General features: G+C 67.0%; 6 protein-coding genes. 5 read left to right on the forward strand and 1 reads right to left on the reverse strand.

Annotated elements, in window-relative coordinates; translation table 11 throughout:
• The 5 genes from ACWKY3_RS12525 to ACWKY3_RS12545 form a co-directional block, all read left to right on the forward strand.
• Positions 1-1,025: DUF1385 domain-containing protein (locus ACWKY3_RS12525; RefSeq protein WP_449316727.1), on the forward strand; the 1,025-nt coding region annotated here is incomplete at its 5' end.
• Between the two features lie 183 nt (positions 1,026-1,208).
• Complete coding sequence (locus ACWKY3_RS12530; protein WP_449316728.1) at positions 1,209-1,940, forward strand: amino acid ABC transporter ATP-binding protein; 732 nt, start codon at positions 1,209-1,211, stop codon at positions 1,938-1,940.
• A gap of 8 nt (positions 1,941-1,948) precedes the next feature.
• Positions 1,949-2,722: a transporter substrate-binding domain-containing protein gene (locus ACWKY3_RS12535; RefSeq protein ID WP_449316729.1), complete on the forward strand. Its 774-nt coding sequence runs from the start codon at positions 1,949-1,951 to the stop codon at positions 2,720-2,722.
• Positions 2,715-3,989: an amino acid ABC transporter permease gene (locus tag ACWKY3_RS12540; protein WP_449316730.1), complete on the forward strand. Its 1,275-nt coding sequence runs from the start codon at positions 2,715-2,717 to the stop codon at positions 3,987-3,989. Before ACWKY3_RS12535 ends, ACWKY3_RS12540 begins: the two co-directional genes overlap by 8 nt.
• 2 nt (positions 3,990-3,991) lie before the next feature.
• Positions 3,992-4,645 (forward strand): amino acid ABC transporter permease, encoded by a 654-nt coding sequence (locus ACWKY3_RS12545; RefSeq protein ID WP_449316731.1) that lies wholly within the window; start codon positions 3,992-3,994, stop codon positions 4,643-4,645.
• Between the two features lie 230 nt (positions 4,646-4,875).
• Here ACWKY3_RS12545 and ACWKY3_RS12550 read toward each other — a convergent pair whose 3' ends face one another.
• A complete protein-coding gene (locus ACWKY3_RS12550) occupies positions 4,876-5,352 on the reverse strand; it encodes a hypothetical protein (RefSeq protein ID WP_449316732.1) in 477 nt (158 codons plus the stop codon).
• Positions 5,353-5,792: the final 440 nt, after the last annotated feature.

Raw genomic sequence — 5,792 nt, forward strand, 5'->3', positions numbered from 1 at the left:
CTCGTGCGGAACTCGCTACCGACCCCTCCCGCCCCCTCCGCTCGTCCGATGTCGGGGAGCCTGGCGGCGACGGGGGGCGCGAGTTCGAGGGCCTTGGGGCCCGACTCGCTGAAGAGGGGGAAGAAGGGGGCTTTTCCTGGAAGGACGATTTCGGACGGCCCGATGTCGTGATCGACGCGTTGGGGGCGCAGGCGCGGCTTGAGGTGGTCGAGGGGCCTGAGGCGGCGGTTGGGCCGGAAGCCGACGCGGTTGCGGCGCCCGAAGGCGAGGACGGCGAGCCGGAGTTCGGCAAGCGGGAGATGGCGGTGTCCATGGTGCTCGGGCTTGTGCTGGGCGTGGCGCTGTTCATCGTGGCGCCGGCGGCGCTCACGAACCTCGTCGTGGGCGAGTACGACGCGAATCCGGTGCTGTGGAACATCGTGGACGGCGTTTTGCGCGTGGGCGTGTTCGTGTTCTACCTGTGGCTCATCGGGCGCATGTCCGACATCAAGCGCATGTTCGGCTACCACGGCGCCGAGCACAAGACCATCCACTGCTACGAGCACGGGCTTCCCCTCACGCCAGAGAACGCGCGCAGCTTCCCGCGCCTGCATGTGCGCTGCGGCACGGCGTTCCTCATCATGGTCATGATCATCGCCATCTTCGTGTACACGGTGGTGCCCTTGAACGCGCTCATCGGCGCGTGGGGAGTGCCCGACGGCGCGCCGAAGCTCGCGCTCGTCATTGCGGTGCGCATCCTGCTCATGCCCGTCATCGCCGGCATCTCGTACGAGATCACGGTGAAGTGGGCCGGCAGCCGTCCGGACAACCCGCTGGTCAAGTTGGTGCTGTGGCCCGGCATGCAGATGCAGTACCTCACCACCAACGAACCCGACGACGGGCAGATCGAGTGCGCCATCGCCGCCATGCGGAAGGTGCTCGAGCGCGAGGAGGCCGAGGACGCGAAGGCGAAAGCGGTTTCGAACGCGCCGGCAACCGCGGGCGCGAACGACGCCGTGGAAGAGCCGGCTTCGGCAACCGCCTGATCGGGACTCTTTGCCGGCTTCGCGCGGAGCCGGCCCGCTTTCTCTCTTGTCAAGCTTCCGTAACCTCCTTGCCATCTGGCACGATGCCGTGCATGCTAGACTGAATGACGCACTCTATCACCAAACGAAGACCGCGGCGCCCCACCGAGATCGCGGCCTGGAAGCAAACAGGAGGCGTCAAGCGTGGCTAACGCGATCACGGTTACGGATATCCGCAAGAACTTCGGCGCGGTCGAGGCGCTCAATGGCGTGTCGCTCGACGTGGCCGAGGGCGAGAAGGTCGTCATCATCGGGCCGTCCGGCTCGGGCAAAAGCGTGCTCATCCGCTGCATCAACGGCCTGGAGGTGCCCGACTCGGGCACGGTCGTGGTGGAGGGGATGAACCTGGCCGACCGCAAGGTGAACGCCCGCGCGCTCGCCCGCGACGTGGCCATGGTGTTTCAAAGCTACAACCTCTACCCCCACAAAACCGTGCTGGAAAACGTCACGCTCGCGCCCGTGAAGGTGCTGAAGGTGCCGCGCGAGCAGGCCGAGCGCGACGGGCGCGCCTACCTTGGGCGCGTGGGGCTCTCCGACAAGGTGGACAAGTACCCCGACCAGCTCTCCGGCGGCCAGCAGCAGCGCGTGGCCATCGCCCGCGCGCTCAACATGCATCCCAAGATCATGCTTCTGGACGAGCCTACGAGCGCGCTCGACCCCGAGATGGTGCAGGAGGTGCTCGACGTCATCAAGTCGCTCGCCGAGACGAACATGACCATCGTCATGGTCACCCACGAGATGGGTTTGGCGCGCGAGGCGGCCGACAAGGTGGTGTTCATGGAAGCGGGCCGGGTGGTGGAAAGCGGCGCGCCGCACTACATCTTCGACGAGACGGACAACGAGCGCATCAAAAGCTTTCTGTCCAAGATCCTGTAGGGGCGGCCATGCTGACGAGACGACACTTCCTGCGGGCCTTTGCCCTGGCGGCGGCCTCGCTGGCTGCGGGCACTACGCTGAGCGGCTGCTCGGCCGGCGACGTGCTGCGCGTGGGCACGAAGATCGACGTGCCGGGCTTCGGCTTCCAAAACCCCGAATCGGGCAACATAGAGGGCTTCGAGGTGGACATCGCCCGCGAGCTTGCCCGCCGCATCAAGGGCAGCCCCGACGCCTTGCAGGTGACCGGCGTGAACGTCACCACGCGCGGCATCATGTTGGACAACGGCACGCTGGACGCCACCTTGGCCACGTTCACCATCACGGAGGCGCGCAGGAAAAGCTACAACTTCTCCCAGCCCTACTTCATCGACCACATCGGCGTGCTGGTGAAGAGGTCGAGCGGCATCGAGGACTTGGCCGGCCTTGACGGCAAAATCGTGGGCGTGGCGTCAAGCGCCACGACGCGCGAGAAGCTGACCCAGGCGGGAGATGAGATAGGCATCTCCATGAGCTTTGCCGAGTACGCCACCTATCCCGAGATCAAGATAGCGCTCGTCGCCGGGCGCGTGGATGCGTTCTCGGTGGACCGCTCCATCTTGAACGGCTACCTGGACGACTCCACCATGCTGCTGGACGCGCAGTTCGCGCCGCAGGAGTATGGCATCGCCACCAAGAAGACCAACACCGAGCTGGCCGCCCAGATAGACGCGGCCCTCTCCGACATGCTCGCGGACGGCACGATGGCCGCGCTCGAAAAAGATTGGGGGCTTGCCGATGCTTGACGCGTTCGCCCCGTTCAAATGGGAGGCGCTGTTCCAGCGCTGGCCGGAGATCCTCTCGGCGTTCGGCACCACGGTGCTCATCTCGTTTTTCGCGCTCATCTTGGCGCTTGCGCTGGGTGTGGCGTTCGGCGTGCTGTCGGTGTCGCGCTTCGCTCCTGCGCGCGCCGTCACGCGCGTGTACGTGGAGGTGGTGCAGAACGTGCCGCTGCTTTTGCAGGCGTTCGTGTTCTACGCGCTGCTTCCGCTCGTGGGCGTCAGCATGTCGACGGTTGCCATCGGCATCGTCGCCATCGGCATCTACCATGGCGGCTACATATCCGAGGTGGTGCGCAGCGGCGTGGGCTCCATCCACCGGGGGCAGTTCGAGGCGGCCAAGAGCCAGGGCTTCGGCTACTGGCAGTCCATGTTCCTGATCATCCTGCCGCAGGCCATGCGCATCATCCTGCCCCCTCTGGCCGTGCAGGCGGCCAACCTGGTGAAGAACACCTCCATCCTGGCGTTTTTCGTGGGCGGGGAGATCATGTACTTCTCCAACTCGTTCGCGGGTTCGACCAGCTACTACGGGCCGGTGTATGTGGTGGCCGCCGCGCTGTACTTCATTATCTGCTTCCCGCTGTCGCGTCTGGCGCTGTACCTGGAGCGGCGCACGCGCTCCCGCAAGCACGTGGCCACAGGCGACGCCGCCGAGCATCTGGCGGAGGACCCCACCGAGGTCACGCCCGGCTCGCACGACATCACCGGCTACACCGCTTCCGACAGCCTTGCCGCAGGCGTGCGCACCATGCACGAGACGGTTGACATCGCCCCGCCCATCGCGCCGCCCTCGCCGCGCCATCCGCTTCATGCGCTGGCCGATCCCGACGATCCGGCTGCCGCGCGCGAGGCGCGCCCCATCACCGGCCGGCGCGCCGCCGAGATAGCCGACGAGATAGGCCGCGAGCTGCAGCAGCAGATAACCGACGAATGCGGCGGCGACGATCGGTGCGTTTGGCGCAAAACGCATACGAAGGCGGGGCGCGTCGGCGCGAAGAGGCGCCTTGCGGGGCGGTTCCTCCGCGAGGCGGGGGCGGGGGCTTCCGAGGAGGGGTCGGATCGCGCGTTCTCGGACGGTGCGGACAGCGGCTCGGACGAGGTGTTGGGTCGTGCTCCCGCAGACGGTGCGGGCGAGGCTTCGGGCCGCTTGCCCGCAAGCGATGCGGACGGCGCCCGTGAGGCGTCGGATCGAACGCCCCATGGGCGCCGAGACGGAGAAGGGGAGGAGGAGTAGCCATGGCCGAGCTTTTCACCTGGGTCAACATGAGGTTTCTGCTGCAGGGCCTGGGCATGACCCTTGCCATATCCGCCGTCTCCATCCTGTGCTCCATCGCGCTGGGCACCGTCATCTCCGTCCTGCGCACGTCGAAAAACCGCGCGCTTTCGGGGGTGGCGACGGTTTACATCGAGGTGTTCAAGAACACGCCGCTTCTGCTGTGGATCATGTTCACGTTCTTCGTGGCCCAGCTGCCTCCGCTCGGCGCGGCCGTGTTGGCGTTCACACTGTTCACCAGCGCCAGCGTGGCCGAGATCGTGCGCGGCGGACTGGCGGGCGTGCCCTTCGGCCAGTACGAGGCGGCCAGAAGCCAGGGCTTCAACGTGGCGCAGACCTATGCCCTGATCATCCTGCCGCAGGCGCTGCGCAACATGATTCCCGCGCTGTTGTCGCAGTTCGTGACCACCGTCAAGGACACGAGCTTTCTGTGGGGCGCCATGGCCGTGCAGGAGCTTATGGGCCGCGGCATGATCCTCATGAACAGCTACAACTCCACCGAGCAGATATTCGCCATCTTCGGCGTCATGGCGGTGCTGTACTTTGCGGTGTGCTTCGCGCTCTCGCAGGCGGTCCGAGCCTACCAGCGGCGTTTGAAGGAGGCGCGCACGCGGTAGGGGATACGGGTCGGCGGCCGGCATGGGCTTTGCCGGCGGCGCCTGCGGAACGGCCGGCGACCCGCCGCGCAGACGCCACGCCGCCTGCGCGGCGGGTCGCTCGCGCGAACGCCGCGTGCTCGGCGGGTTTCGTTGCGGGGCGTCTGCGCGGTGAGCTTGCGGGTGCGAAGCGTTGCGGCGGGACGCTCGGCGGGCGCCCGGCCCGCGTCCAAGCCCTGCGCTCGGCGTTCTTACAGGTAGCCGAGCAGCGGCAGGTACTGCTGGGCGCTTTCAGGCACGGCCAGCGTGACGGTCTGCCCGTACGCCTCGACAGTCACGTACCCGGGGTCGTCGTAGGTGGTGAGCGTGCCGTCCACGCCCGCGTAGCTTCCCTGGTAGGTGCCGGTTTCCACGGCGTCGGAGGGCAGCGTTGCGGCCGTCCAGCCCTGCACGTCAAGGTTGTCTATGGCCTGGTCCACCTGATCGGCCGAAAGCCCGGTGGCCGCCGCTATGGCGCCTTTGTTCTGGTCGAGCGCCTCCTGCACCCGGTCCTTCACGCCCAAAGCGTCTATGGCCGCGTTCGCCGCGCCGTTTTTGGCGTCGTCTGCCAGGGAGGCCAGGGGGTTGCGGTCGGTTGCGGCATCCGTGCCGGACAGGGCGGCAAGCCCGGCGGTGCCTGCGATGATCAGGGCGATAAGCCCCAAGAACACGCCGAGTACCTTTTTCATGGAGCGCTCTCCTTTCCGGGCGGGGTCGTATCCGGAGGGAAGCCGCCGCTTCTGCGTCGATGCTGCGTGTGCGCTGCGGGGATGGGGCCGTTCGGCGGCGTCCTCGGACAACAGCCTACCCGAGGATGCGTCGCTTCACGAAACGTCCTCGCCGTATCCAGAGCACGGGTACGAAATCCCCATCCGATCTTCGGAAGCTTTGCATGGGGCGGGGCCGGGCTTTCGCGGGGCGGGGGCCGTCAGGACGGGGCGGATGCGCGCTGGGCAGGGGGGGGGGCGGATGCGCGCCTCGGAGGGCTTTGCCCGACGGGCGGAGGACCCCTAAGCCCCTGATTGGAGGGAATTCGGCCCGAAATCGCACGAACGCGCGCTCACGTCGACCATGGCTTGACAGAGGGCCCCGCCCCTCTCTGTCAAACCAGGATCGATCGAGGCCGGGA

The organism is Rubneribacter sp., from assembly GCF_965361815.1.

What these genes read in the sequence shown, in the direction of transcription:
- ACWKY3_RS12545 (WP_449316731.1), top strand. Translation starts at nt 3,992, where the DNA reads ATGGCCGAGCTTTTCACCTGGGTCAACATGAGGTTTCTGCTGCAGGGC.
- ACWKY3_RS12535 (WP_449316729.1), top strand. Translation starts at nt 1,949, where the DNA reads ATGCTGACGAGACGACACTTCCTGCGGGCCTTTGCCCTGGCGGCGGCC.
- ACWKY3_RS12540 (WP_449316730.1), top strand. Translation starts at nt 2,715, where the DNA reads ATGCTTGACGCGTTCGCCCCGTTCAAATGGGAGGCGCTGTTCCAGCGC.
- ACWKY3_RS12550 (WP_449316732.1), bottom strand. Translation starts at nt 5,352, where the DNA reads ATGAAAAAGGTACTCGGCGTGTTCTTGGGGCTTATCGCCCTGATCATC.